Annotated in this window: 19 protein-coding genes, 1 pseudogene and 1 riboswitch; of the genes and pseudogenes, 4 read left to right on the top strand and 16 right to left on the bottom strand. The window is 41.8% G+C overall.

Annotation, left to right across the window (positions count from 1 at the left end):
- The first annotated feature begins 175 nt into the window (after positions 1-175).
- Together DESOR_RS19680 and DESOR_RS19685 are read left to right on the top strand one after the other, a co-directional pair.
- Positions 176-1351: an iron-containing alcohol dehydrogenase gene (locus tag DESOR_RS19680; protein WP_014186344.1), complete on the top strand. Its 1176-nt coding sequence runs from the start codon at positions 176-178 to the stop codon at positions 1349-1351.
- Positions 1352-1534: 183 nt separating this feature from the next.
- The gene (locus DESOR_RS19685; protein ID WP_014186345.1) at positions 1535-1789 is read left to right on the top strand and encodes a hypothetical protein; all 255 of its coding nucleotides are present in this window, start codon (positions 1535-1537) and stop codon (positions 1787-1789) included.
- A gap of 50 nt (positions 1790-1839) precedes the next feature.
- On the opposite strand, the gene DESOR_RS19690 is transcribed toward DESOR_RS19685, so the two are convergent.
- From DESOR_RS19690 to cls, 9 genes and pseudogenes are all read right to left on the bottom strand, one after another.
- Positions 1840-4251: a cyclic nucleotide-binding domain-containing protein gene (locus DESOR_RS19690; RefSeq protein ID WP_014186346.1), complete on the bottom strand. Its 2412-nt coding sequence runs from the start codon at positions 4249-4251 to the stop codon at positions 1840-1842.
- Between the two features lie 136 nt (positions 4252-4387).
- Entirely contained in the window at positions 4388-7006 is a 2619-nt protein-coding gene (locus tag DESOR_RS27515) for an EAL domain-containing protein (RefSeq protein WP_014186347.1), read from the bottom strand.
- A 235-nt stretch (positions 7007-7241) separates the two neighbouring features.
- Complete coding sequence (locus tag DESOR_RS19705) at positions 7242-8051, bottom strand: CoA-transferase subunit beta (protein ID WP_014186348.1); 810 nt, start codon at positions 8049-8051, stop codon at positions 7242-7244.
- Positions 8051-9025, bottom strand: coding sequence for a CoA transferase subunit A (locus tag DESOR_RS19710; protein ID WP_014186349.1), 975 nt, complete (start codon positions 9023-9025; stop codon positions 8051-8053). The genes DESOR_RS19705 and DESOR_RS19710 overlap by 1 nt, the downstream gene beginning before the upstream one ends.
- A gap of 34 nt (positions 9026-9059) precedes the next feature.
- Positions 9060-10208 carry an acyl-CoA dehydrogenase gene (locus DESOR_RS19715; RefSeq protein ID WP_042332543.1) on the bottom strand — a complete coding sequence of 383 codons (1149 nt, stop codon included), beginning with the start codon at positions 10206-10208 and terminating at the stop codon, positions 9060-9062.
- 36 nt (positions 10209-10244) lie between these two features.
- Positions 10245-11603, bottom strand: coding sequence for a thiolase family protein (locus DESOR_RS19720; protein ID WP_014186351.1), 1359 nt, complete (start codon positions 11601-11603; stop codon positions 10245-10247).
- 43 nt (positions 11604-11646) lie between these two features.
- Positions 11647-11758: pseudogene (locus DESOR_RS28320) on the bottom strand (3-hydroxyacyl-CoA dehydrogenase family protein); the annotation flags it as partial.
- Positions 11759-12113: 355 nt separating this feature from the next.
- Positions 12114-14201, bottom strand: coding sequence for a sigma-54-dependent Fis family transcriptional regulator (locus DESOR_RS19730; protein WP_014186352.1), 2088 nt, complete (start codon positions 14199-14201; stop codon positions 12114-12116).
- 115 nt (positions 14202-14316) lie between these two features.
- Positions 14317-15852 carry a cardiolipin synthase gene (cls, locus tag DESOR_RS19735; protein WP_014186353.1) on the bottom strand — a complete coding sequence of 512 codons (1536 nt, stop codon included), beginning with the start codon at positions 15850-15852 and terminating at the stop codon, positions 14317-14319.
- A 289-nt stretch (positions 15853-16141) separates the two neighbouring features.
- Between cls and DESOR_RS29900 the strand changes: the two genes are divergently transcribed.
- Positions 16142-16339: a hypothetical protein gene (locus DESOR_RS29900; RefSeq protein ID WP_174275432.1), complete on the top strand. Its 198-nt coding sequence runs from the start codon at positions 16142-16144 to the stop codon at positions 16337-16339.
- A gap of 121 nt (positions 16340-16460) precedes the next feature.
- Here the strand turns inward: DESOR_RS29900 and DESOR_RS19745 are convergent, their stop codons facing one another.
- The 4 genes from DESOR_RS19745 to DESOR_RS19765 all read right to left on the bottom strand — a co-directional run bounded on the left by DESOR_RS19745 (position 16461) and on the right by DESOR_RS19765 (position 21965).
- Positions 16461-16991, bottom strand: a complete 531-nt coding sequence (locus DESOR_RS19745; protein WP_014186354.1) for a hypothetical protein — start codon at positions 16989-16991, stop codon at positions 16461-16463.
- A 25-nt stretch (positions 16992-17016) separates the two neighbouring features.
- Positions 17017-17757 (bottom strand): energy-coupling factor transporter transmembrane component T family protein, encoded by a 741-nt coding sequence (locus tag DESOR_RS19750; RefSeq protein WP_042331449.1) that lies wholly within the window; start codon positions 17755-17757, stop codon positions 17017-17019.
- The gene (locus tag DESOR_RS19755; protein WP_014186356.1) at positions 17741-19261 is read right to left on the bottom strand and encodes an ABC transporter ATP-binding protein; all 1521 of its coding nucleotides are present in this window, start codon (positions 19259-19261) and stop codon (positions 17741-17743) included. Before DESOR_RS19755 ends, DESOR_RS19750 begins: the two co-directional genes overlap by 17 nt.
- Positions 19262-19697: 436 nt before the next feature.
- A riboswitch (cobalamin riboswitch) is annotated at positions 19698-19872 on the bottom strand.
- Positions 19873-20495: 623 nt separating this feature from the next.
- The gene (locus DESOR_RS19765) at positions 20496-21965 is read right to left on the bottom strand and encodes a DUF438 domain-containing protein (protein WP_014186360.1); all 1470 of its coding nucleotides are present in this window, start codon (positions 21963-21965) and stop codon (positions 20496-20498) included.
- 120 nt (positions 21966-22085) lie between these two features.
- On the opposite strand from DESOR_RS19765, the gene DESOR_RS19770 reads away from it, so the two are divergent.
- On the top strand, positions 22086-22391 hold the full coding sequence (locus tag DESOR_RS19770) for a carboxymuconolactone decarboxylase family protein (RefSeq protein ID WP_014186361.1): 306 nt from the start codon (positions 22086-22088) through the stop codon (positions 22389-22391).
- Positions 22392-22469: 78 nt separating this feature from the next.
- On the opposite strand, the gene cybH is transcribed toward DESOR_RS19770, so the two are convergent.
- Genes cybH through DESOR_RS19785 form a run of 3 tightly spaced genes read right to left on the bottom strand, consistent with a single transcriptional unit; the run spans position 22470 to position 25955 of the window.
- Positions 22470-23147: a Ni/Fe-hydrogenase, b-type cytochrome subunit gene (gene cybH / locus DESOR_RS19775; RefSeq protein ID WP_014186362.1), complete on the bottom strand. Its 678-nt coding sequence runs from the start codon at positions 23145-23147 to the stop codon at positions 22470-22472.
- A gap of 17 nt (positions 23148-23164) precedes the next feature.
- The gene (locus DESOR_RS19780; RefSeq protein ID WP_014186363.1) at positions 23165-24874 is read right to left on the bottom strand and encodes a nickel-dependent hydrogenase large subunit; all 1710 of its coding nucleotides are present in this window, start codon (positions 24872-24874) and stop codon (positions 23165-23167) included.
- The gene (locus tag DESOR_RS19785) at positions 24855-25955 is read right to left on the bottom strand and encodes a hydrogenase small subunit (protein WP_014186364.1); all 1101 of its coding nucleotides are present in this window, start codon (positions 25953-25955) and stop codon (positions 24855-24857) included. Before DESOR_RS19785 ends, DESOR_RS19780 begins: the two co-directional genes overlap by 20 nt.
- Positions 25956-25975 lie beyond the last annotated feature (20 nt).

Below are 25975 nucleotides of genomic sequence, written 5' to 3' on the forward strand. Positions count from 1 at the left end.
AAAGTTAGATTCAAAATCGTAATTAATTTTACCCTATTTTTTTTAAAAAATCCGATACCCTATTAATATAAAATTCTTTTGTCAAAAAAAAGGGATAAATTATGGTTCTTACCTGTTCCCACTTTCCGTATATTTACATAAGGACAAGTAGGTCTTTGGAAAGGGGAGTATAACAGTGAATCTTCAATGGTTTAGAGTCCCTCGCGACATTGTCTTTGGTTCCGGTACTTTAGAGTACCTTAAACAAGTCCAAGGAAACAAGGCCTTTATCTGCACCGGAAAAAATTCCATGCAAGCCAATGGTGTGCTGGATAGGGCTATTGGTTACCTTAAAGAAGCAGGGATTGAATCCTTAGTGTTTAACGGAGTGGAAGGTGACCCTTCTTTAGAGACGGTTCAAAGAGGTGCAGAGATAATGAAGGAGTTTGCACCCAACCTGATTATTGGCATCGGAGGCTGCTCAGCTATCGATGCTGCTAAAGCGATGTGGGTTTTATATGAGTATCCGGGAAAAACTTTCTATGATATTAAAGCTCCTTTTTCTATTCCTGAGCTGCGCAAAAGAGCTAAATTTATAGCTATACCTTCCACCAGCGGCACCGGCACCGAGGTTACCTGTGTAGCTGTCATAACCGAAGCCGATGGCATTAAACATCCACTGGCCTCCTATGAGATTACACCGGATATCGCTATCTTAGATCCTGAAATTTGTGTTTCTATGCCTCCTCACGTTACAGCTGATACGGGAGTGGATGCTTTATCTCATTCCTTTGAAGCCTATGTTTCAACGATGGCTAACGATTATACGGATCTCTTAGTTTTGAAATCCATTAAAAATATTTTCCAATGGCTTCCAAAGGCCTATCAAAACGGACAGGATATAAATGCTCGTACTAAAATGCATATCTCTCAAAACTTCGCCGGCATGGCTTTTTCCAATGCCATTTTGGGCATTGACCATAGTCTATCTCATAAAATATCCACGAAAGCAGGAACTACTCATGGCCGCTGTAACACTATCCTAATGCCGGCAGTCATCCAGTATAATTCGAAAGTTGCCGGTGAACGCTATGCCCAAATTGGCCAATATTTAGGTCTTTCGGGATCATCTGAACAAGAATTGATTAACGCTTTAGTAACCGCCATTCGCCAGCTAAATGCATCCCTTGGCATTCAACCAACGCTGCAATCCCTGGGAATGCCTGAAGATGTCTTCCTAAGCAATGTAGAACAATTAGCTGAAGCCGCTTTAGGTGATCCCTGTACGGGAACTAATCCCCGCAAACCAACTGTGGCAGGACTTGTAGCAGTATACAAGGCTGCCTATTACGGCACAGATGTTACAATATAATAAGACTCACATTATAATAAGACATAGTTCATAAATGACCGCCAAACCAGCCGGAAAATGATCCGGCTGGTTTTCTATGGTCTTCTATGGTCAATAGAGTTTTCCCTAAATGATATTAGATAAGAAATGTATAGTTTTTGTAGAAAAAGCTATACTAACTATTGACAGGAGGCGATTATTCAGGTGGACAATCAAAAAGGCTCAATGGACTTTACCGAACTTTTTCCAGCGGAATTCATGAAACATTACACACAATTTGAATCAATCGATGAACTGTTGTCCTCAGGAGGATTTTCCATTCACTCTCAAGAGGACTATGATGCCATTCCTGACAAAGATATCGACGCCCATATCAAAAAGACAACGAATTTTAACTCTTGGCGAGAAATGCTTATTAACGCTTTAGAAACTTCAAGATTATTAAGAGCCAGTAATTAAAACAGGTCCTTCTTTTGGTTAAGAAGGACCTGTTTTTTGGTTATTTTGCTTTAAGCCTTGAAAGAGGCTGCTCCTTTTCCCTTCGTTCGCAGCAGGACCAGGGCAATGGTGACCCCAGTCAACACTAACCCAAAAGCTGTGACAATCCCACGAGCTAAAACTATGGCAGGAATATGAAGGAATAGGGCGCCTGTCTGAGCATCATAACCTACACCGAAAAACAGCTGCCGAATACCTGGTACAAAGGATATTTGATACATAATATGCCCAGCTAAGACCAGAGGAGTAAAGGCAAAAACGATCTTAACCCGCAGGGAAGCAGCCTTAGTTTTGAATGGTTTGGAAAGCAGCCAAGCAAGCATTCCCCCTATTAATCCTGCGCCCCAAAAGCACAGGCTAAACCATACTTTCCCAGCCGATAATACCTCAACTTGCCGGAAAGTTACAAAGTAGTTAAGCGGCACTAAAATACCCAACATGACTCCGATAAAGACAACAAATCCCTGATTGACACGTACTAAGTGCCATACCTCGCGCCCTGCAAGCCTCAGATTTACTTGAACGGAACCGTTCGGGCAATTTCTCACACAATTAAAACATAATTTGCAGTCCAGATTATTGTCTAAAAAGGGAAGATGTTGTGACATTGGGCAACCTGAAACCCTTTTGGTACCAACATAACAGTCAAAGGTTATGCACTTATTCAAACAAACTGAAGGATCTGCTCTCACCTCCAACATTGATCCTACGGAAGCAATCCCAATAAATCCTCCTAAGGGACAAAAATGCCGGCACCAAGTATGGCGCGGAAAAAAAATCCCAATAACAACGGCAAATACTTGAATCGCAATTAACAACATGGCAGTGTAGATAGGCTTATAACGCATATCCGAGATTACTTCAATCCAAAAAATCAAGAGAAACAATAAACTCATTAAAATATAATCATATTCTATTATCAACTTCGGAATCCCATAATTCTTGTGCAGCCTTTTTTGTACAAAATCCATAATTGTTGAGAATGGGCAAACAGTACACCACACCCGGCCTAAGAAAGGAGATATTAAGGCAAGAGCCGGCCACCACAACCCCCAAACTAAAGTGAAAAGCTTGGTTGAAACTGCAACTTGCGGATCAAAAAGCAATAACAAAATCATTGCGATAAAAAGGATTGCGGCAGTGCCTCTTAACCGCCCCAATAAAACACCCTTCTGCAATACTTCTTTGAGCTTGGGCCAGGATAAAAGGTTAATGGTATAGCCATTTTGTTCAGCTGTAGGGCCAAAAAAGATCTGTTCAAGCCCAATGACATCTTGATCTGCGATATGAAACGCCCGCTCTATGACCTGAATCAGTTCTGAGACATTCCCCTGCCGGTAATGATGAGAAAGCAGCAGTTGGGTTGCTTCCTGATTTAGGATCGGAACTTTTCGCTGGTTCTTCTGAGCTAATTTTTCTAAGAAACCTTGAGCCAAAATGGGAATATCTCGTTTGCGCTTACGTAAAGGAGGGATCTCATAGGTGTGAGCAAAGCATTTACGCAGTTCAGGGATAATACCTCTTTCCTGCTCATCCTTTTCTAAGTTTATACTCCCGATGACAAAACATTTACTTTTTTTAAAATCAATTGACCGAGCTAATTGAAGCTGTGTCTGGGGAGATATCAAGTTTATTTCCCGTATAAATAAGGTTCCTCCCTCTGCGATATCAAAAAGATTGGCATTCTCGAGAGTCTTATTTTCAACCGCAGGCTCAGTGATTAAACCCTTCCATTGTTGATCGAAACGTCCCCCGTCAACCACCACAAAAGGAGCTTCCGGACCTGATTGGCGTTGATGAACATACCAAGCCATCATTTGCCTGCCAGTCCCCCGTTCTCCTGTCAATAGCAGGTGCCCCTTGGGTTCGGACAGTTCTTTTAATTGCCTTTCCACCTCAGAGGTCGTTCGCGCACCTCCCCAAAGCCCATAAAACTTATCCTTATACTGAGTCAATTGCAAAGCCGAACGAAGAACTTCCTTGTATTTTACTTCAGATAAAATGAGGTTCGCTTCGTTCAAATTTTGAGTTAACCTGCCAATAAAGGTTTGATATAGCTTCGGCCAGCGCAAAAGCATACGAGCAAACCCTTCAGAATCCATCATAAGAACCTGGCAGTTTTCTTGGCAAAGAATCGTGGTTGCAGCGGTTTTTCCATCAAGCAGCGAAAATTCGCCAAAGGTATCTCCTGGGCCCAATGATCGGACTCTCCTGGCACGATCTCCTTCTTTCCAGATCATAACATTCGCTTTTCCTTCAATTAAAATGTAAAAAGCATGCTCTTCTTGACCCTGCTTAATAATTTCAGAACCCTGACTATAGTTCTCCCACAAAAAGTCAGAAGAGAGTTCCTCTAATTCAGAGGTTGACAAATCTGAGAGTAAATCAATCTTTGACAGACTGTACACCTTATCTTTAATCATAAGACCTCCAGGATTTGCAATTATAATAAACAGTATTAATTCATAAAACTATAACTTATTTAAAACTTTCTGACAATGAACATTTCTTTCCAGTTTCCCATAAATAATCAAAGTTCTTATGAATAAGGGGTACCCTTTAGGTACCCCAAGAACATGTCCTTTCTGATAACTTCTTTAAAGTTGTTGGCCTGCCCAAATAATAACCCTGTCCAAAATCAATTTTCAAATCCCTTAAGACATCCCATATTCCCTCGTTTTCAACGTATTCTGCGATGGTAGCTTTGTTAAGAGCATGTGCTACTGTATTAATCGCTTGAACCAATGCCTTATTAATGGAATCAACATCGAGATTTCGAATAAAAGAACCATCTATTTTAAGATAATCCACTGGAAGCCTTTGAAGATGAGTAAAAGTAAGAAATCCTACTCCGAAATCATCTAAAGCAAACTTGCACCCTACGTGTTTTAATCTTTGTATCCAAAGTTCCGCTTGTTCCAAGTCTTTAATAGCCGCCGTTTCAGTAATTTCGAACCCTATTTTTGAAGGTGCCACATGACTTTCAGTAATCCTTGCTTCAATAAATTTTAAAAGTTCTTCATCTGCAAAACTCGACGCTGATAAATTTACAAAGAGAGATAACTCCTCATGCTCAGTTAAAATTTGGACGGCAGCATTTACTACCCACCGATCAATTTGAGATACTAAACCAAAGCGTTCAGCGACGGGTAAAAAATCATTAGGAAAAATTAGCTCCCCTTGCGGATCAAGCATCCTTAGCAAAGCTTCATAATGGGCAATAGTTCCATCCATCTTGACTACAGGCTGTAAAAATAGAGTAAATCGATCTTCTCTCAAAGCGGTATTGATTAGAAATATGGTTTGATTGGCTTGCAACAATTTTTCAATATCAACGTTAGATTGAATGGAACTCACTCTATTTTTCCCTTCTTCTTTAGCAGTATATAAAGCTACATCTGCGTAAGAAAAAAGAGTTTGCGTATCCAGAGTCCCATCTATCTTGGTAATACCGATACTTGCTGTTAACTTAATCCCTATTTCATGCCCTTCGACTTTGAAATCTTCTATTCCCAGGGCTTGCAGCAGCTGATGAGCGACGATACTCGCTTTTTCCATGTCCACGTTCTTTAAGACAACAGCAAATTCATCCCCACCCAGTCTTGCTAAAAACGCTCCTTCCTCCAATTGCATTTTGAAACGTTGACTAACCTTAAGTAATATTTCGTCTCCGCTTGAGTGACCAAAAGAGTCATTAACTACTTTGAAATTATCTATATCGATGAATAACAGAGCACTTTCCATTGGTTTATCCGAATTTGTGGGAATAAGTTTATTAAGATATTCTTCTAAGTAATAGCGATTAGGAATATCTGTCAAAAAATCATGAGTAGCTAGGTAATGAAGTTGTTTTATTTTTCTATTTGTTTGAGAGAGATGCTCTTTCTCACAAACCAATTCTTTTCGATTATAATCAATGCAATTGCTTATGTGGTTTGTCCCTTGCAAAACAGCATTAGCAAACTCACGGCAATTTCCAAATCCGCAGGCAAAACAATTAACATTGCGGGATGCTTCCGTTGTTTTATGCAGCTGTGTGAAGATCTCCTCAAGATCAGAAAAGGAATGAACTTTTAAAACACCTGACTTATCTTCATAGATTCTCGCAAAATCCTCTAAACGGAAATCTTTATACAATAATTCATAAACGGCAAGAATCTCTGACTCTTGACGGCTAGGACCATAACTTTGAACTTTTTCTTTTTTCAAAGCATTCATTTTGAAGTCAACATCATCAACGCTGATTTTGTTACAGGTTGCGGTACCGCCATTACACCCCTTTTGACAATTCAGAATGTCAAGAATTAACGGCAGAGGTTTATGCTCAGCAATTCGCAGGGAGTATTCGTCAAGATATCGATACACCCGCTCTGGTCCTTCTATTTGCCGAACCCAGGCGTCAGGTTTGTACAATTCGACGTTTTCACTTAGCCCGCCCGGCCGGCTGTAAGTTAATCCAATCCCATAGCCAACTTCATCATAATCAGATTCAGGATAATTAAACAGTTCGATTTGGTTATCTCGTAAATAACTTTCAATTTTCTTATATGTAACATTATATTCGATGAATCCCTGGGTATTTTTTTCCTTAATCTCATCAATTTTACCGATACATGGTGACAAAAAAGCAATTCGATCATGGTTTTTTAAATATTTTTTGAGATAAATAGCTGTGCACATCATAGGACTATGGATGGGAGCTAAATTCCAAATTAGCTCGGGGCGATACTTCTGAATATAGTTTACAATGACCGGACAAGGTTGAGCAATGATGGACTCTAGTTTCTGTTCTTCAATAGCTTTTAAATAAGCCCAGGTTGTAATATCAGCTCCAAGGGACACGTCATAGATTCGGGTTACATGCAAAGATTTAAGATAACCGAATAATCGTGTATACTCTGAGATGTTGAAGCGAATGGAAGGAGCAGCGATAACAGTAATATCATGTCCAAGCTTCAAATCAGAAAAGAACCTCTCAGTGTCATCCGCAAAGTCACGAGCATGATGATCGCATATGTCAATACAGGCTCCGCAGTGAATGCACTTCAAGTGATCTACCTTAACCCTGTTCTCTCCATTAAAAAGGAAGGCTACGTTGGCTTTAACAGGACATTTAGCAATGCACTTATTACAACCTACACAAAGCTCCTTGTTAGTGATTAATATCTCTAAGCTCACAAACAGTCCCCTCTTGATGCAAATTTACCTAATGTCACCTGTTATAAATGACAACTATATAATCTATTTCTTCATTATTCTTCGAAAACCTTCTTGCTATTGTTTTACAGATTGAGTAATATCAGTAAACATAGAGAAACCTACAAGGCAGGGCGGCTAAATAGTACAAAAAAGGTATCGATTTTATCAACCGATACCTCAAGATCCAATGATATTTATACTTCTCAACAACCTTCTATTTTAAAATGATTCCCTCAGGATCAATAACTTTATAAAGCAACTCTAATTCTTCATAAGTAGGGGTAAGGGTTTCCCCCTTGACTCTGGAAATATTGAGGTTAAAACTGCAGTTTTCATGGCATTCTTCTGCTGTAAAGCCCGGATGAACTGTATCGAGATACATCTCACCCTTTTCATCAAACCGGTAAACTCCCATGTCTGATATAACTGCGTCTGGTCCGCCATTGAAGGCGCGGCCATAAACCTCTTGTTTCGGAACCCATTCTGGATCGGGCCAATGAGGTATCTTCCAGCCAGGGGACGTAATATAGCTGACTTTCTCTACAAACCGGCGTTTTTGATTAAATTGAGGCATAATCAAAACACTTCGTTTGGCCAAGGAATGAATGTCCGAATTACCGCCGCTTCCTGTCAATCGTTTGCCGGAAGGTCCGCCCATAAAAGTGCAGTTGACATTCCCATAAAGATCAACTTCGGCACCCCCTAAATAAGCCAAATCCACCCTGCCCGATTGTAGTTGCCCAAACACATCGGTTAAGCCATCTGCAACTGCAGCCTGATAACTGCAGCGTGCATCCGCCACAGACGTAGGCAGGTCAATGGGCCTGCCGTCAATGGATCCTGATTCATAGATGCAAACGGCTGTCGGAGCTTGTGTATGCTGAGCAACCATAATTGCCAACATTGGCAGGCCTGTTCCGGCAAACACTATTTCCCCATCTCTCACTTCCCTGGCGGCGGCACAGACTAAAAGATCCATTGGTTTGAATTCACCGGGTTTTGAATATCCTGTTTTGCTATCCATTATCTTGACCCCCTTTTCATTGTTGATGAATAGCCCAGAGAAGGATCAGCTTCTAAGGATTTCAAACGATCTGTTCCTAATTTACTCAGGTATTCATGGAAATCTTTAACTCCAAAAATCCACTCATCCGCCCACTTATCAAACCCTTCCTGAGTACGTGTTGCTTTAAAGAAATTGCTGATAAATTCACCATCAGGCTCATGTACCCCATATAATCCGGTGGGATGAGCACCCCAAGGCAATTCTACAATATAATCTACCAGGTACCCCGGCAGCATATTATGAGTTGGTTCATCACGCAAGTATTCTTCAGAAACGACCTGCTCAGCAATAATAATATTATGCTTGGAGGCCTTAATAACTTCTTGATCGCTGAATTTCAATCCCTCTACCCTTACACTCCCCTCAACTCCCACTTTTTGAACATGAGTGATACACCAGTCCGGGTTAGCGGCGGGAACCAAAATAATCTCAGAATCTGTGAAGGGTTCTTTATAGGCAATATATTTGTACTTATTAATGTGAGGGTTTGATCCATCGCGGAGTCCGGCTTTACCCAAGTTATCGTTCTCAGGATTAAACATATCGCATCCCATAGCAGAATAGGAAGGCAAAAAGGGAAGGCCTTTAGCGCCAGCCGTTAACCTATTTAAGATATGAATATGAGGCCAATCTTCATACAGTATTTCGCCATTTTCAATTCTGCGGGCCAAGTTACTGCCAAACTTGCCATAGAGTTCATGTCCGCACCAGCTTGATTCCCATATCCCAACACACCCTGCTCCTACAAGCATGTCATCATGAGTCCCGCCGTTAACTTCAACCAGATGAAGATTGCGTTTTTTCTGCCTAATCAGCTCGTAGATTGCTGCCATTGGACGACGCCAAACTGTAAACCCTCCGAATGTCAACATATCCCCATCCTTAATCTGGGCTATTGCTTCTGTAAGACTAACAATTTTCGGCCTGGCCATTTTACAAAACCTCCTATTCAATTCAGTTTTAAAATTAAAAACGACCGATTACTTCACGCCCAATAATCATACGCTGGATCTGATTCGACCCTTCGTAAATTTGAGTGATTTTGGCATCCCGCATCATGCGTTCAACGGGGTATTCTGAACAATAACCATATCCGCCCATTAACTGAACACAATTTGTGGTAACCTCCATAGCTGTATCAGTGGCAAAGTACTTAGCCATTGAGGCCTCTTTGTTATGGGGCAAACCATTGTCTTTCAGCCACGCAGCTCTATAAATCAACAGCTGGGCAGCTTCGATCTTGGCAGCCATCTCTGCAATCATAAACTGAACCCCTTGATTCGCAGCCAGAGGTTTATCAAATTGTTTTCTTTCTTTAATGTAATTAATGGTATATTCCAGAGCCCCCTCAGCAATTCCCAAACCTTGTGCACCAATAGTAATACGGCCGCCGGCCAGCAGACCCATAGCAACAGCGAAGCCATTGTTGATTTCTCCCAAGACATTTTCTTTGGGAACTTTCACATTTTCGAAATAAAGTTCACAAGTGGGATCAGCATGCATACCCATTTTTTCCACCGGTTTGCTGATGGTAAAACCCGGGGTGTCCTTTTCAATGATCAAGCAAGTAATACCTTTACCTTTCGGCTGAGTTGGATCCGTTTTAACAAAGGTACAATACGTGGTTGCATGCCCGCCATTGGTAATAAAGATTTTGCTGCCATTAACCAGGAAGTGGTCCCCCATATCTTCTGCTTTACATTTTAAGGCGGCGGCATCCGATCCCGCATTAGGCTCAGTCAAAGCATAAGCACCAATAATCTCACCGGTAGTCAATTGCCGCAAATATTTTTCTTTTAATCTCTGAGTGCCATAAAGATGAATGCTCATACAACCCAAACCAGTGTGCACGCTGGTCACAACAGCTGTAGAAGCACATGCCTTAGCCAACTCTTCAACAATAATTGCGAAGTCCAGATAGGTTCCTCCGCCCCCGCCCCATTCTTCCGGAATCGGAAATCCTGTCAGGCCGAGTTCCCTCATCCTTTTCCAGTTTTCCTCGGGAAACTCATGGCTTTTATCAAGCTTTTCTGCTAAAGGTGCTACTTCTGTTTTGGCGAATTTTCTCACCATATCTCGAACCATTAGGGTTTCATCACTTAATTTGAAATCCACCACTATCTCACTCCAATTCTTATTTTTTATGAACCTTTAGTCGGGATCTACTCGAATGAGCATGGCGTCACCCTGAGCATGACCTGCACAGATTCCGCAAACTCCGTAACCTCCGCCACGACGTTTAAGCTCATAAGCCAAAGTCATAACGATTCTGGCTCCCGTAGCCCCGATGGGATGACCATAAGCAATCGCTCCACCGTTAACATTAACCTTTTCATACATCTGCTCCTTAGTCATGCCGAGAATACTGCGGGCACTAACCAGAGCCACAGCCGCAAAAGCCTCATTGATCTCAATTAATTTCATGTCATCTAACGCCAAATTATTTTGCGCCAATACTTTTTTAATCGAAAGCCCTGGAACCGTCGCAATGTCTTTCGTGGGCTGAGAAACTTCTGCATAGTCCACAATGGTGAAAAGAGGTTTTAATCCCAATTCATCCGCTTTAGCTCGACTCATAAGCAAGCAAACATCGCCACCGTCATTGGTGCCCGGCGCATTACCGGCAGTTACACTGCCCGGCTTACCTGTAACAGAACTCAAATGATTGAAAACGGGACCAAGCTTAGCAAGCCCTTCTATGGTTGAATTAGGCCGCGGCCCTTCGTCCTTTTCTAAAACTTCTTTTCCCCTTTTGACAGCAACAGGGAAAAGTTCATCATCTAGTTTTCCGGAAGCCATAGCTTCTGAGGCAGCCAGCTGAGAATGCAGGGCCCATTCGTCTTGCTCTTCACGACTAAAGCCAAATTCATCCGCTACTTCAGAGCCGTGAATGGCCATATGCCGGTTATAAATACTGTCCCAAAGTCCATCCTTCACCATTAAGTCCTCACAGTCAGCATTTAAAAACCCCATCTTTTTCCCTCGCCGCATATCGGGAAGGGCAAAGGGTATGTTGCTCATGCTCTCCTGACCGCCGGCGATCACGATCTCCGCTCTTCCCAAAGCAATCATCTGAACCCCTAAGTCAATAGTTTTGACTCCTGAAGAACAAACCTTGTTAACTGTGATCGAGGGCACTGATTCAGGAAGCCCAGCCAAAAGTGTAGCCTGACGGCTGGGAACCTGACCGCTGCCGGCCTGAACTACCTGGCCCATAATCACATAGTCCACATCACCTGGAGCGACTTTACCTTCCGTTCTGTGCAGAACTTCTTTAATAGCCAAGGCGCCTAATTGGGCTGCATCATACTCCACTAAGGCACCCAACGATTTACCATAGGGAGTTCTGCAGGCTTCAACGCAAACAACCTCTCGCTGCTTGACATAGACGTTATCGATTTTTCTGCCCATAGTGGTATAATCAGGCTTTCTTTCTCCATAGGCGCTGATTTTGGCATCTTTGTAATAGCCTTTTCTTGTCAGTTCAAGCTTTTGGGGAACTTTAGACATTGGCTTATTTCCTCCTTTATGTCTTCACTCAAAGCAATTGGCATCATGTTTCGTAATTATAAAAGCCTCGGCCGGATTTTCTTCCATACCAACCCGCTTTTACATATTTTCGGAGTAAGGGACAAGGACGATATTTTATCACCCAGTCCTTTGTAAAACTCCACCACCCATCTGTACTGCCCCAATAACCATAATTGTCTTCATAACTTTTTCCTCCGTTTTCTTTGAAATCATAGCGAAATCCATTGTTCGGTTATTCTGAATCTTGAAAATTATCTTGCAATTTATATACCAATCCAATTCATTCTCTGACAATTGACCCACTTATAATAGCCTCAAAACTTTAAAACTCAGTCGGCTGGCACAATTCCATCAGCAAAAAAATACTTCTACATTGCCGAACAGACTGTAAAATCCAGATCTCAAATATAAAAAAGCGTCCCGAAAGCGGACACATTTGTTAGAAATGTGTCCGCTTTCGGGACGCTAGGAAATCCCTCTGAACAAAAGTTATCTTAGATTATATTTTTCTAATTTGTCATAAAGTCGAGACCTGCTAAGATTTAAGAGTTTGGCTGCTTTTGTCTTATTGCCTCCAGCCTTTTCCAGGGCTACGATAATCATATCCCGTTCAATACGACCGATCTTATCCTGGTGGCGAATTCTACCTGGAGCTGCCTGGTTTCCCGAAAAGCTTTTGTTAAGTATTTGCTCTGGCAAGTGGTTTAATTGTATCAGGCCACTGCGGGTATAGTTAACTGCCCTCTCCACAACATTTTCCAACTCACGGACATTTCCCGGCCATGAATAGTTTAATAGCATCTTCATAGCCTCATCATCCATACCTCTGACATTGCCTTTGAGAATATGGTTAAATTTAGCGATGAAAAAGTGAATCAAAGGCATAATATCATCCGGTCGTTCCCGAAGCGGCGGTAAATGCAGGTTAATAACATTTAACCGGTAATACAAATCTGCTCGGAACTCTCCCTCAGAAATTGCTATATTAAGGTCTTTATTGGTAGCCGCTAGAATACGGACATTAACTTTAATACTTTTTGTACTGCCTAACCGTTCGAATTCACGGTCTTGCAGCACTCTCAATAACTTAGATTGCAAAGTTAGAGGCATGTCTCCAATTTCATCTAAAAAGAGGGTTCCACCATCGGCCAGCTCTAAGCGTCCTGGTTTACCCGCTTTTGCTGCACCTGTAAAGGCGCCTCCTACATAACCGAACATTTCCGCTTCAATCAGGTTTTCCGGTATAGCAGCACAATTTACCTTGACAAAAGGTCCGTTGCATCGCTCACTGCAGAGATGAACAGCGTGAGCCACTCCCTCTTTCCCGGTCCCACTCTCTCCTGTAATCAGCACAGTCGAACTGCTTGAAGCCACAATGGCTATCTCGTCCTTTATTTTTTTCATTTCAGGGCTTTCGGCAATAATACCCTTTAAAACGTCTTGAGCAGTTTTGTTTTTTTGCAATTCTTCTTGGAAAAATGTTACTTTATTTTCTAATAACCGTATTTTTTCTGCCAGTTCTCGCACTTCAGCGAGTTGAGGAAATACCGCTTTCCCTACAGCGCCAACAACTTTTCCTTCCCTTATAATAGGTAAACGGGAAACAATTAATGGCTTGCCGCCAATTGTCAGAACGTCACTTGTTTCCAGAACACCTGTGTTGGCCACAATGTGCAGCCTGCTTTTCTCCATAATATCCGTAATATGCTTGCCAATAACTTCTTGAGGATGTAAGGCTAAAAAGTCGGCCATGGCTTGATTAACCAGCGTCGTTTTGCCTCTTTCATCGATCACAATGATTCCGTCTCGGATAATATTCAGCACTGTATCAAAGGTTTTATTTAAAGCCTTAACTGTTTCCAATTCTTTGGCTGCTTGTTCCAGGTCCGTCAGGTCCTGGAAGATGACAATTCCTCCTGCGATATTACCGCCAATATTTAATGGGGTGATATTCACAACCATAGTTATGTTGCGATGCTTATACTTCAGCCCAATTTTAACCTCTCCGTGACTAAGAGAGGAGGTTAAGTCCAGATTAGGCAATAAATTTCTAAAGGGTTGGCCGAGGGAGGTATCCGCTTTCAGTCCCAATATTCTTCGGGCTCCTATATTTACATGGGTAACTAGCCCTTGACTGTCAACGGCGATAACGCCGTTATGCATGGAATCCAAAATAGCTTTCAGCTGTACATTCAGTAATTCTGAATGGCGGAATAAAGTCATTACCATATTGGCTTTACATAAAAGACCAACGACTTTTCCTTCTCCGTTGACGACTGGAACGGAACCAACCGGACTTGCTTTGATGAATTCAGCTAACTGATCATCTGGAATATCGTCGGAAACAGTGATCACTTCTTTAATTAGATAAGGATCAATTTTGTCTTTATGGCTAGCACCATCCAGAATGGCCCGATAAAGACTACTCCTGCTAAATACACTCAATAGACCGCCTTCCTCATCTAAAACGGGGATAATAGCAATCTTCAGATCCATGAAGATACGCACAGCTTTAGCAATCCTGTCGCCTAAATTTAAATACGAAATTCGGGTATTGGTACCATCTTGAAGGAGCATGATCATCACACCTTAATTATTATAATAATTAACCTAGATGAGATTTCTTATTGCCTTATCCTATGTTTTCGATGATCAAATCATTATTCCTCTTACCTTATAGCAAAAATCTTTCTTACATTAGGGGAGCAAAAATACGTAAAAAAATACGTCCTAAACTTTTGTACCACCGAATAGAACGACAGTACTCCAAGGTAATCAATTGGCATTGATCCAACGTCTTTAGAAAGTCTTTCTTTACTTCTAAAATACTTTGAGTTTGATAAAGCCAGACACCGCATTCAAAATGGAGGAAAAGACTGCGGTAATCAAGATTTATGGTACCTACAACACCCATCTCATCATCGACTGCCAAGGATTTAGCATGGTTAAAGCCTGGAATATATTCATAAATTTTTACACCATTTTCTACAAGCAAGGGATAATTTGAACGTGTCACCGAATGAACAAACCATTTATCAGGAATGTGAGGCGTTATTATGCGAACATCAACACTCCGCTTTGCCGCAGCACAAAGAGCAATAATCATTTCATAGTCAAGAATGAGGTAGGGCGTATTAATATAGATATAACGTTCAGCTCGATTGATTAGATTTAGGTAGACGGTTTCTCCGATCAATTCATCATTGATTGGACTGTCATTGAAAGGCTGAACATATCCATCGGTAACAAAAGTTTCTGTTTGCTTCCTCAATGGTCTAAAGTGTTCAAAATCCTCTTCTGTTTTCCTTTGATAACTCCAAAGAGACAGAAACATTACGGTAAAACTCCAAACCGCTTCCCCTTTAATTAGGATCGCAGAGTCTTTCCAATGCCCGTGCTTTTGATAAGTATTAATATACTCATCGGCAAGATTTATCCCTCCTGTGAAAGCCGTGCCGCCATCAATCACAGCAATTTTGCGGTGATCGCGATTATTGATTCGTCCCGATAAAATCGGGACGAATCGATTAAAGGCACTGCACTTAATTCCCATGCTTTCAAGGAGTTTGTCATAACCATACGGCAAGGTGAGCAGACAGCCAATATCATCATAGATGACCCGGACATCAACTCCTTGCTGAACTTTTTTTACAAGTATGTTAAGGACTGCATCCCACATAACCCCTTCTTCGATGATGAAATATTCCAGAAAAATATACCGCTCTGCCTTGTCCAGTTCTTGAAGAAGGCGTTCAAACATACATTCCCCCGGGGATAAATATTCTGAGGTGGTATTGTTGTAAACCGGACAAAAGGAATACTTCTCAATATAACGAGATTGATTGGCTGCACTCCGATCCAAGGATTGAATCTCTTCAATAACTGCTTCGTTTTGCCCGAGCAGCCTAGTCATTCTTTCTTCTATGTCATGCATCTTTCGTTTCATTCGTTTACTTGAGTTGTTGCCGCCAAAAAGCAAATAGAATAGTCCCCCAAAAATAGGAAAAAGCATAATGGGAATAATCCAAGCAATTTTATAAGCCGGATTGCTTTTGCCTGTCAATATTTTCAACAATGCTGCCCCACTAAGTAAAGTTAAAATAGTATATACATAAACAAAATAGCTGCTAAATTTCAAAATGACCACAATCATAAAAAAAACTTGAATAAGGAGCGGTGTCCCCACTAATACTACTCTGCTAGAAAAAAACCTCAATAAATTCTTCATAGTGCACTCCTTAATCCTCCGGGCCGCCTACTCTTATTTGTAGATTGCTCCTCAACATAATTTTTTAGCCTGGATTTTTATTTCTTTTAATTTTCTCTATAGAAGTATCGGTCAAAGCATGGGCCCGGTATCCGGCTTTCTCCTCCGTTCTCCTCATGAACCCTCGATTTATATTGTCGGAGATTCAATACTATGTAATGAAGTAGAACAAGTTTTAACAGATTACCAACCAAACATCACCATATGTTTTGCAGGGTCAGCTCAATTCAGTTCGGGCGATCCCATAACCATGACCAAAAAAGATGTTTGCCTTCTTGGCAAAAAAGCACCTTTTACTAAAATAATTGTTGTACACATGGAAGCATGGAATCATTGCACCCTTTCCCGTCAAGAACTGAAAAAACATATTTATTCTCAAAATCAATCTGCACAAATTTACGTGCCCAATGACGGAGAAATTATACCTATATCATTTCAATCAAGATAGTACTCCTTCCTTCTTCTCTATAAAATTTAAATAAAAATTAGCAGCGGTTATCGCTGCTAATCTTGTTTTAATCTTTTGTTACCAGGAACTATCCAACCTACAGTAAGCTTAACTATTATAACTAAAGCAATAATGATTTTTGCAAGGAACGGTAGACACTCTTTGTCAGAATACCCGCAACAATAGTCCCCACCAAGGTGGTTATGGTTGAGGATAGCAGCGCAATCTTCCAGTCAAGATGAAAGACATAAATCAAACCTGCCATGACACAAAGGTTGCCGGTAACAGCACACCCAAACATGGCTAAAATATGGTGACTAAGACTCTCCATGGAAAGTTTTTTTACGAACAGTGAATAGACAATGGAGCCCACAACATTGGCAAATAAGAAGAAAAAGCCCAAGGGAGAATAACCTGTTGCCATAGCGACTACGGCTTCAACCACCCCGGCAATAATACCTGCCGGCTGTTTGTACATTAAGACGATCAGTCCTGTAAAAAATGCCCAGCATGTACCATTGAGAAGCAAAAGGGTAGGATCCAGTATTGCGTCAATACGTCCTGTAACCTGCATCATTATCAACATTACAATCCCTATGATGACTGAGCCTACTAGTGCTTTTGTGTCTGTTCTGAAAAAATTTCCGTTCATTTTTAACTCTCCTCCTATATTAAAATTAGATCAATGGATAAATCTTACTAAATATACTAATGACCATTACCATTATCATCACCGAGATCAAAGCAATATCATAAGGCATTATCGCTAAATCCGAAGAAAAGGTTCGGGTCTTACTGCGTCCATAGCCTCTTAACTCCATCGCTAGAGCTGTTTCTGCTGCTCGTCGAACAGAGCGATATAGAAAAGGCATAAAAGTCGGAAAAATAGCTTTGATATTATCCCAAGCGCTGTCCATTTTAAGCCCCCTGGTCCGCTGGCTGTCGATGATGGATGTATATTCTGCTTTCAAAAGCGGGAGAAAGCGTACCCCTAGTCCCACCAGCATGGCAAATCGGTAAGGAATTCTGAACTTTATAAGCATCAACGTAAACTCTTGGGGTGAAGCCGAGGTGAAAAACTGCATACTTGCAAAAAAAACAATCGTTGCTTTCAATATGCCAGTAATCGCTAGGGGTAGAGCTGCACTATAAATTTTAAGAACTCCCCATTGGTAGATTAGAACCCCTTCCCGGCAGAAAATCAGCTGCACAATCAGGATTTGAAATCCCAAAAGCAACATAATCATAATCATGACCTTATACTGCTTTAATGAACCCTTCAAAACAAAGGTGACGATGATACATACAAATAAAACTATACCCAATTGAACAGCGGTCTGACTGACCAGAGAGAAATAAATCACTAGAATATACCAAATCAACTTTGTCCGTGGATCAAGCTTAGAAAGTCTCATCATAATCCCCCATATTAGAGAAATTCAAGCCAATTGCTTTGAGCCTATCCAAATATTGAGGAAGGTCTCTGCTGGGAATCTCCATATAAAGTCGGTGGTTATACATGGCCGCTAACCGGCTGGAATAGTGCTCAGCCAAGGTCAAATCATGGGTTATCAAAAGAATTGTGGTTCTCTTTTGTGCTAAACTCAAGAGTTTATCCATAATGACATACCCTTGGTTTTCGTCAAGACCCGAAGTCGGTTCATCAGCAATGATAAATTCAGGATCAGAGACAAGGACAGAAGCTAATGCCAAAAGCTGACGCTGCCCCCGGCTCAAGCGCTGAGGGTGCATGGTCTTATACGCCAACAGCCCCACAAAACTAAGACACTCATTAACTTTCTGTTCAATTACTTCATGTTGTTCACCTCTTAACTTCAGTGAAAATCCAACCTCTTCTTCCAAGGTACCTGCAAAGATCTGATAGTCAGGATTTTGAAATAAAAAGCCTATTCGTTTACGAATTTCCGTTATGTTATCTTTGTTTAGAGGCTGGTTAAAAACTTTAATCTCACCCTTGGAAGGTTTTAATAAACCAATAAGCAATTTAGCCAACGTAGATTTACCCGAACCATTTAAACCGACGATGGATAAAAAATCCCCCCTATAAACCTTTAAATTAATATCTTCACAACCTATCAGATCGTTACGGTATTGATAAGAGACATCTGTAACTTCCGCCACACTTTCCTTTGGCAAACTGTTATTGGAATTGAAGGGAATGTTGGCGTTTAACCTTGCCTTCTGAAATTGTACTTGGGCCTTATAATATTCCTCCGGCGAATACTGTATAGTAATTTCACCGTCTTCAATATAAAAAACTCGGTTGGCATAGCGAAGAGCTTCTTGGATTCGATCCATAACCATAACAATCGTTAGATTCTGAGTTTTATTCAACTGACCTAATCGCTTATACAGCTCCTCTCGACCTTGAGGGTCGAGTTCAGCTGTAGGCTGATCTAGGATCAATATCGGAGCATTGAGGGCAAGAACCCCTGCCAGAACAACCCGTTGAGCTTCTCCTCCAGAAAGAGACGTCGTCTGTCTGCTCTCAAAGCCTTTTAAACCTACGAAATCCAGAGTATTTTTGATCGTTTCATCAATTTGCGCAAAGGGAATTCCCAAATTGCCGAGGCCGAAGGCCACATCCTCATAGACATCCAGTCCAATCACTTGATTGTTAGGTTCCTGCATCATGTAACCTACATAATCAGACATTCGATTGAGGCGCATTTCCTTAATATCTTGCCCCATAATTGTGACCTTACCTGTTAACTCTGCTTTATGGTAGTGAGGGATTGCGCCTGTGATGGTATGTAATAAAATTGATTTGCCTGAGGCTACCATACCGGTTATAACAATGAAATCTCCCCGTTGAATTTCAAAGTCTATATTTTTAAGGACGGGCTTGTCTTGATGCGGAAACACGAGTTTTTCAATTTCAATCTTTGCAATTGTTTCCATGAGCAACTCCTAAGTATTGATTTTCGACCGCGTTACTATTATTGTGTGCTGACTTCTCACGATAAATCTTGTTTCAACCGTATTTCGCAAATATGCTCTACACGTCCGCAAGACTTCCCACGGTAAGACACGTAACTTTCATCCCATATACCCTCCGTATTTACATCCCCGTGTCTGTGCAGTTTATTGGATTTTGTCTCGTTTAGCAGACTCATCCCACTTCGAATGCCTTATACGCTTCGTGTTCCTCGGACCGGAATTTTGCTCATCACGCTTCCTTCAGAATGTGCCTCATGTTGGACACCTTGCGCTTGGCTAATGGTTGGCAACTGCCAGCCCCTACAGCGAACTTTCACCGCCTAGCTACGCGCCATGCGTGGCGCACCTAAAACAAAAAGTCCTAGCTTAAATAAGCTAGAACTTTACCATTGTCCTTATTGCAAATATTTTATAGGCAGGTCTCCTGACTTATAGACTAACATGTACGCCTTCCCGGATATCCCAGTGGCAAATGTACAGTATCAAGCATCTAATTACAGTGGTGGGTCCGTCCAGGATTATAACCTGGTTCCCTATTATCCCTTGCGGGCACCTATGAAATAATCTATTGAATTAACATTATAATAAATTGTTGAATTTATTTTGTCAATAGTATAAACACAAAGGAGCTCCACCGTTTCCGATGTGAGCCCCATTGATGCATCCCCTTCTCTTCCATGACCTTTTGTTCTAGAAAATAACCCCTAGAGCAATTAAAATAAGAATTGCAATTGCAATAATGCCTACACCATAATTAGGAGGCGGACAGCATACAGGTGGACAACAGGGCTTAGAAATTGGCGCAATGTGTGGCGGAGCGCCCACCGGCGAAATGTGTGGAAAATGACCTACTCCATATCCATACATAATATTTCCTCCTCTTATTAAACTCAGGAATTAAATTAAAAAACGATGCCCATAGCAATTAACAAAAGAATAATAACAACTACGATACCAATTCCAGCTAAATAGTTTGGACCACATCCATCAACAACTGCTCCCCCAAATGCCATATTAATCCCTCCCGTTTTCCATTTAGTTTAAATCTTTCATTACATAATATGGATATTTTGTAAATATGTTACAAGCCACTAGGCTTTTTCTCCACTTCATGTGCTAAATGCTGTTGACGCTCTTTTTTAAAAGGTGAGGATCTTTTCCTAATGTATTTGGGGAAAAGATCCTCTGTAGGGCTTTAACTATAAATCCTTTTTTCACCCTGAATCTGTTGGATTTCTGTAATATCCTGGGATACTTCTATGGTTCCGGCGTAGCTGCCTTTTTCATCACGCAAGGCGAAATATTGAATCAGGACATATTTCTCTCCTAGGTGCAGCCAAAAGCTGGCAGTTTCTTTCTTACCGCTGCGGAAATCTTTCAAAATATCTTCCACGATATGAACGCTATCCGGTGGATGGCAGTTTTGAACCTTTCGTCCAATAATTGCTTTGCTGCGCTGAAAGATTCTATCTTTACCCAACGTAAAATACCTGACAGTATCCTGTTCATCAACAAAGGTAATATCAACAGGCAGATTATTGAGCATTAGGTTTAATTGCTTTTGGGTAAGAACTCCTGTCTCAAAAGACACCTCTGCTTCTGAAACTCCGGGCATACTGCCGGCTGAGCGGAACTGTGCTGCCGCTCCTTCCCCAGAAACAACTGGCTTCCAGCCTTTATCAGGCTCTACTAAATAGCCAATCTCCTCACTTTGCTCGGCTACCTCGGCCCATTCTTCGTCGGAAAGAGTCTCAAGACACATTGGGAACATAATATTTTCTTCTTTGTATATCATATCTGTGATCATTTTTAATAAAGGACGGGCAATATTTTCAATGGTCTTTTTCAATTCATTTTCGTTAAGTTCACGACTTTCCAGACAGTTTGATACCTTTTTTAAAAGCCCCCGGATATCATCGTGGATTGCCCACATTACTTTCGGAGGTGCTGTAACTCCATGTTTTTCAAGGTAGGCAAACAGAATATTCTCTTTACGACTGTAGTGTTTCTCAATTCCTAATAAACGTTCATGAAGCCGCCGCCACTCTGCTATGTCTTTTTCCGCGGGGACCTTTTCCCCTTGGCTAAGATAATCAAAAACCTGGTTGAGGGAGTTAACGATTTTTTCGAGCTCCCTATTTTCCTTCTTGAAAGTATGAACGGGATGCCCGCCCTGTTCCTCAACTACAATTTGATTATTCAGCCCTTCTTCGAAAACCGCTGCATGGACATCACATAAAGACTTAATCTCCATTTCTGGCAGCCCTTCTTGGATTAATTCTTGTTCCAATTGAGCGATTTCTGAGGCCCCTACATCACTGAGCAGGTCTTTGAATCTTTCTCGCAGCTCCATAGGATTAGCTTGACGGTGGATGTCACGAATAATTCCTTTAAGTTGTTCCCTGCGATCCTTACGTTTTTTTACTGGATCTTCCTCACTCAGCACTTGAAATCCCTTAGCGGACAATTTTTCTCTGGCTTCTTCTAAGGAGATGCCATGCCGTTGAAGACCTTCGGACACCGTTAATTTGCGCCCCACTGTTTGTCTCAAAATAGGATTGGCTGCCCCTTCTAAGCCCATTTCTTTAAGAATTGGGATAAGTTCAGGATAATTCTCGGTAAGATCATATAAAGACTGCGTTAAGTCAATAATTGGTTCACTCATAATTTTCACCCTTTCTTACTCATCAAATATTAAGCACTTTTTCTACTTTTAGCATTATTTGCAAATCCCATAAAAACAAATCATACTGTGATAAACTAATAACTTTAAGGAGGAATACTCATGGCATTACCCGTCTTTTTAAAATTTCTAGAAACAAATGATCCGGATTTCGCCCAAGCAATTGAAAAAGTTTTTACTTCTGCAATGTCGCCAGGTGCTCTAGATCAAAAAACCAAGCTATTAATTGCCTTAGCTTTAGATGCTGCCCATGGAGCAGGCCAGGGGGTTGCTTCGATAGCTCATCAATTACGGGAACAAGGAACTACTGATGCAGAAATTGCCGAGGCCTTGCGACTTGCCTATTTTGCTTTTGGCAACTCCATTTTAGCAACATCTTCTGCAGCCTTTCCCGGGAAACATGACTAATGGTCCATCCAACCCAAGGGCCTGAATCAGTTGTGAAGACTGATTCAGGCCCTTTTCTAAGGCATAATTGTTTTTGCGTTACTTTTTCTCATCCGAGGGATCCTTTGCAATCAAATACTTATAGCCATTAATGATTCCCGATACGGTTCCATCATCATCTAAGAGATCTTGACGTAAAACCATATAAAGATGGCTTAATAAGAAAATGGCATAACCCCAAGCAACTAAGTGGTGAAGATTACGGACTTGATACTCGCCCCCCAAGTCAAGAACAACCCAGCCAAAGAGAGCTTGGATAATTCCGTTGGGATTACTCCCACCACGCATAGCTAAGCCCGTAAGAATCATAAACAGCCCTGCCAGCCAGATAAAGATGAAATAGCTTAGCTGAGCAAGGGCATTATGCCCCACTCTAATCGTGTGCTCCCGGGTCATAAATAAATAGTACTTTAGAGTAGCTACCAAATCTCCCCAAAACTCTCTCTTCCAAAAACGAAATTTTGAGTACTCATTTCCAGCCCAATACCAATACAGCCTAAATAGCATATTCGTTATAAAAATATAGGCAAATACTCCATGCCAATGACGCATTTTGCCAATAACAAAATTTTGCACAGCCTCACCAGAGGTGATAAACAAAGGCTTGCCGATATACATACCGGTAATAAATAAAACTGTAATGGCTAAAGCATTAATCCAATGAAATAAACGGACCGGTAATTGCCAGACGTAAACCGGTTGGTGAAGATTATACACCTGGAAAAACCTCCTCTCTAAAACACTCTAACTTTTGCAATCTCTTGCCCTTTGGGAGTTATCAAGTGAGTGGCACAGGCCAGACAAGGATCAAAGGAATGGATGGTTCGCAACAGCTCCAGAGGCTGATCTTCAATTGCGATGGGAGTATCCAGCAACGAGGATTCATAGGGTCCTTTTTGACCGGAGTCATCTCGCGGAGACGCATTCCAGGTTGTCGGAACTACAGCCTGATAGGCGCTGACCTTACCATTATTAATTTTCACCCAATGCCCTAAAGCGCCTCTGGGTGCCTCAGCAAATCCTACCCCCTGGGCTTGAGCAGGCCATTTCTTTGGATCCCATTTTTCCCCGTTAAAGGTCTGGCTGTCCCCGGCTTTAATGTTGTCCACTAAATCCGCATAAAATCCTGCTAAATGGTTCACTAGGTATTTTGATTCTAAGGCCCTGGCAAGAGTTCGTCCCAAGGTTGAAAAAACAGCCGATATGGGCAAGTCTAAACGCTTAAGGGCTTCATCAACCATTCCTTTTATCTCTTTGTTTCCTCTGGCATAGGCGATTACAAAACGAGCTAAAGGACCCACCTCCATAGAATGTCCTTGCCAACGGGGTTCTTTTATCCAGCTGTACCCTTTATTCTCTTCTAAGTTGTCATAAGGAGGGCGAGGTCCGTCATAGGCCGGTTCTGTCTGTCCCTGCCATGGGTGCAGCCCTGCATTCGTGTTATCATAACGATACCAGGAGTGTGATACAAATTCTTGAATTTGCTTGGGATCTTTCAAATCCACTTCGAGAACTTTGCTTAGATCCCGATTTAAGACAACTCCGCTAGGAAATAGAAAACTGTCCGGCTCCCGAATATCAACAATGGGAATTCCTCCATAGGCCAGATAATTTCCTACTCCCCCGCCAAAGAGATCCTTTTTATAAAAATTAGCAATTGCAAAAATGTCAGGGATGAGCACTTGATCTACAAAAACCTGGGCTTCGTCAATCTTGGTCTTGACCAGATTTAAACGTTCCATATTGATAACACTGTTGTCATTCATATTCAGAGTACTGGCCATTCCTCCCACCAAGTAGTTGGGATGTGGATTTTTCCCTCCAAAAATCGTATGAATCTTGGCTATTTCTTTTTGCCAGGTCAAAGCATCAAGATAGTGCGCAACACCCAGCAAATTCGCCTCAGGAGGCAGCCGATAGGCGGGATGACCCCAATAAGCATTAGCGAAAATCCCTAATTGACCGCTCTCAACTAAGGTTTTCACCTTAGCCTGCACATCCCGGAAATAGCCATCCGAGGAATTTGGCCAACTAGAGATGGAACGTGCCAAGGCGCTGGTTTGGACTGGATCGGCTTTAAGAGCGCTAACAACATCGATCCAATCAAATCCATGCAAATGATAAAAATGGATCACGTGATCTTGCACAAATTGTGTTGCAGTCATGATATTACGAATATAGTTGGCATTTTTGGGAATACGGATATCCAAGGCGTCTTCAACAGCACGTATAGATGCTAAGGCATGTATATGAGTACAAACCCCGCAGATTCTTTGTACAAAAGCCCAGACATCTCGGGGATCCCTGTTCTCCACAATTTTTTCGATTCCTCGAAACACTGTACCTGAACTCATTGCCTCAACGATGCGGGTCCCTTCCACAACTGCCTCAATTCGCAAATGCCCTTCAATTCGAGTAATTGGGTCAACGACTATTCTTGTCATGGTGTGAGTCCTTTCCATTCTTCTCTCGATTTTTAACAACGGCTGTCATTCCTGCGTGAACTGCGACTGCCATCCCTGTCAGTCCAAGCAGACCAGCCCCGATGGTGTCGGCATCTTTCCCTATGGCATCGTTGGGAATATCTGCCAAATGTGTATATAAAGGAGTATTATCAAAATAATTATTTTCTGAACAGCCAATACAAGGATGACCGGATTTAACCGGGTAACTGACCCCGTCATTCCATTCCGTAATGGCGCAGGCATTATAAGTTGTGGGACCCTTACAGCCAACCTTATAGAGACACCAGCCTTGTTTTGCTCCGGCATCATCAAAAGACTCTACAAACTGACCTGCATCAAAAAACGCCCTTCGTACACAATTATCGTGAACTCGATGTTGATAAAAAGCCTTTGGCCGGCCTAAATTGGTCAACTCAGGAATTTTACCGTAGGTAATATAATGGACGATGGTTCCTGTAATTACTTCTGCAATGGGAGGACATCCCGGCACATCAATAACAGGCTTGTTTTTGACAATCCTTCGTACTGGGACTGCTTGAGTGGGATTGGGATAAGCCCCTTGTACGCAGGCATTCGTAGCGCAGGATCCAAAGGCAATCACTGCTGCCGCACTATCGGCAACCTCCTTCAACAGTTCTGTTGAGGACACACCGCCGATAGTACAATAAACACCTCCATCCCCTAAGGTTGCGCTCCCCTCAACAACCAACAAATAGGATCCCGGATAATCTTTCATGGTCTTAAGACGGGCTGCTTCTGCTTGTTTCCCAGCTGCTGCCTGCAGCGGCTCCATGTAGTCCAAGGAAATCATATTAAAAATCAGATCTGAAATAAGGGGATGGGCTGAACGCAGCAGGGATTCCGTACAACAGGTGCACTCCTGCAAATTGAGATAAATCACAGGTAAACGAGGTTTCGTTTCTAACGCGTGAACAATTTTTGGGAATTCGGCTGCATCCAGTCCGAGCATGGCACCCATCATAGCACAAAATTTAAGAAAGTCCCTGCGGGTAACTCCTCTGCGACGCGCCAACTGATAATAACTCTCGGCTTCCGGCAAATTTAACCCTCCCTCACTCT

The sequence above is a fragment of the Desulfosporosinus orientis DSM 765 genome, from assembly GCF_000235605.1.
Taxonomy (GTDB): Bacteria; Bacillota; Desulfitobacteriia; order Desulfitobacteriales; family Desulfitobacteriaceae; genus Desulfosporosinus; species Desulfosporosinus orientis.

Bases quoted from the DNA above. Each gene is read 5' to 3' on its own strand.
- DESOR_RS19770 (WP_014186361.1), top strand. From the start codon at position 22,086: ATGGCATTACCCGTCTTTTTAAAATTTCTAGAAACAAATGATCCGGAT.
- DESOR_RS19710 (WP_014186349.1), bottom strand. From the start codon at position 9,025: ATGGCCAGGCCGAAAATTGTTAGTCTTACAGAAGCAATAGCCCAGATT.
- DESOR_RS19690 (WP_014186346.1), bottom strand. From the start codon at position 4,251: ATGATTAAAGATAAGGTGTACAGTCTGTCAAAGATTGATTTACTCTCA.
- DESOR_RS19705 (WP_014186348.1), bottom strand. From the start codon at position 8,051: ATGGATAGCAAAACAGGATATTCAAAACCCGGTGAATTCAAACCAATG.
- DESOR_RS19765 (WP_014186360.1), bottom strand. From the start codon at position 21,965: ATGAGTGAACCAATTATTGACTTAACGCAGTCTTTATATGATCTTACC.
- DESOR_RS29900 (WP_174275432.1), top strand. From the start codon at position 16,142: ATGACCAAAAAAGATGTTTGCCTTCTTGGCAAAAAAGCACCTTTTACT.
- DESOR_RS19750 (WP_042331449.1), bottom strand. From the start codon at position 17,757: ATGATGAGACTTTCTAAGCTTGATCCACGGACAAAGTTGATTTGGTAT.
- DESOR_RS19730 (WP_014186352.1), bottom strand. From the start codon at position 14,201: ATGCTCCTTCAAGATGGTACCAATACCCGAATTTCGTATTTAAATTTA.
- DESOR_RS19745 (WP_014186354.1), bottom strand. From the start codon at position 16,991: ATGAACGGAAATTTTTTCAGAACAGACACAAAAGCACTAGTAGGCTCA.
- DESOR_RS19720 (WP_014186351.1), bottom strand. From the start codon at position 11,603: ATGTCTAAAGTTCCCCAAAAGCTTGAACTGACAAGAAAAGGCTATTAC.
- DESOR_RS19780 (WP_014186363.1), bottom strand. From the start codon at position 24,874: ATGACAAGAATAGTCGTTGACCCAATTACTCGAATTGAAGGGCATTTG.
- DESOR_RS19755 (WP_014186356.1), bottom strand. From the start codon at position 19,261: ATGGAAACAATTGCAAAGATTGAAATTGAAAAACTCGTGTTTCCGCAT.
- cls (WP_014186353.1), bottom strand. From the start codon at position 15,852: ATGAAGAATTTATTGAGGTTTTTTTCTAGCAGAGTAGTATTAGTGGGG.